General features: G+C 58.3%; 1 protein-coding gene. It reads left to right on the plus strand.

What is annotated here, in order from left to right:
- Positions 1-452 precede the first annotated feature (452 nt).
- Complete coding sequence (locus B3187_RS04260) at positions 453-1844, plus strand: MATE family efflux transporter (RefSeq protein ID WP_286804733.1); 1392 nt, start codon at positions 453-455, stop codon at positions 1842-1844.
- Positions 1845-1930: the final 86 nt, after the last annotated feature.

Raw genomic sequence — 1930 nt, forward strand, 5'->3', positions numbered from 1 at the left:
CCCATCCCTGGGGGCTCATCACCTGCCGTCCAGGCAGGTGACGGTCTCCCAAGGGGTTACCCAACCTCCGCGGTGCCAGCGTCCAGTTTCGGGAAATAGCACCAAAAAGACAATCAGGCACTCAGGTCGCGTAGGGCGGATAAGGCCACAGGCCGCATCCGCCGTTACCCAACTATACGTTGCATGACACCATCGCACCTAACTAGTCGCACTAAGGACCAAGAAGGGGGAATACCCTTTCAAGACCGTGGAGCGGGGGACCCGCGATGCGAGCCTACATGGGCCGCTCTATGGCATCCATGCCATCGCGGCATTCGTGCGTCCATGCACATCACGTATTCACGGCGTGTCTTGAAAGGGTATTCCCCCTTCTTGGTCCGGTCGTGACGAACCTACGCCGCTTAAAATAAACGTTAAACTCTTAACCATCTACACCGCAACGAGGCCCATTCTTGAGTCATCAACCAAAAAGTCGCGTCCTGGACAAAGGCCTGTGGGGCATGAGTGCGCCCATGTTGGTGGATCAGGCGGTGACCTTTACCATTCCGCTCACCGACATGTTCTTCCTGAGCCGGATCTCCGACAGCGCGGCGGCCGCCGTGGGCGCCGTATCGCCCTTGGTATTCGCCGGCAACACCCTGCTCATGGTGACCGCCTTTGCCGGCTCCAGCATCGCCAGCCAGCGCATCGGGGCCAACAAATACGACACCGCCAACGCCACCATCATGGCCTACGTGTTTCTGATCATGGGCCTGGCCGTGCTCACCGCAATGGCCATCAACATCGGCGGCGCCTACGTCGCCGGTTGGATGCCGCTGTCGGAGACGGTGGAAACCCACGCGGTGACCTACCTGGGCATCATCGGCTGGATGGTGGCCATCTGGGGCCTGCGGGCGTCTTACCAGACGATCCTCAATGTCTACGGCGAACCAAAGTGGAACACCATCAGTAACTTTGTCTTCTTCGGGGCAAATATCCTCGGCAACAGCATCGTCGTATTCGGGTTGTTTGGCGTTCCCAGGATGGGCGTTGACGGCGTGGCCATGGCCAGCGTCGCGGCAATTTTCTGCAGCTTCGTGTTCACCTTCAGTATCGTGCATTTCAAACTCGGTCTGCGCCTGCCATTGAGGCAGGGGGTTCGGGAGTTTCGTTCTCTGATCAAGCCGGTACTGCGGATTGCCGCCCCAGCGAGCCTGGAGCCGGTGTCGTTCAATATGTACATGATTGTGTTGAACTGGATTGTCGCCGGGGTGGGAGACCTGGCGTTGAAGGTAAAGGTCTACGCTTTCAATACGTTTCTGTTCTGCCTGATGATTTCCGTCGCGCTGGGCATGGCGACGGAGGTGATCATCGCCCAGCGGGTCGGGCGCAATGAGTTTGCCGAGGCGGATCGGCAGATGCGTCACAGTGTGAAGGTGGCCATCTGGGGTACGGGGTTGCTGGCGCTGCTATGGGTGGCGTTAAACCAGCAGATGCTGGGGATTTATACCGATGATCCGGCAATTCTGGCATTCGGGTTTTGGGTGTTTGTATTGGCGTTTGTGGCGGAGCCCGCGCGTACGGTGAACATTGTGATGGGCTCGGCGCTGCGCTCGACGGGGGACGCGGCGTTTATCTCTTATTCGACGATTGCGGTGATCTGGTTGTTCTCGGTACCCTTGGCTTATGTGCTGACTATTACGTTGGGTTGGGGTATTTACGGGGTGATGTCGGCGGCGTTGGCGGATGAGTCGGTGCGGGCGGCGATCAAGTGGTGGCGTTGGCGTAAGGGGCATTGGAAGGAGTATGGCGTTGCAGCCCGTGAAGCCCGCGAGGCCAAACGCCGAAACTTAATGAATCAGTAGGGTCTATAATCTGGTGGTGGGTGTTTGCGTAACGTCCGGGTCACTGTGCGGTAAACCCTTGTGAGACACGCCGTACATACGTCCCT

It is taken from the genome of Marinimicrobium sp. UBA4209 (assembly GCF_002381585.1).
Lineage (GTDB): Bacteria > Pseudomonadota > Gammaproteobacteria > Pseudomonadales > Cellvibrionaceae > Marinimicrobium > Marinimicrobium koreense.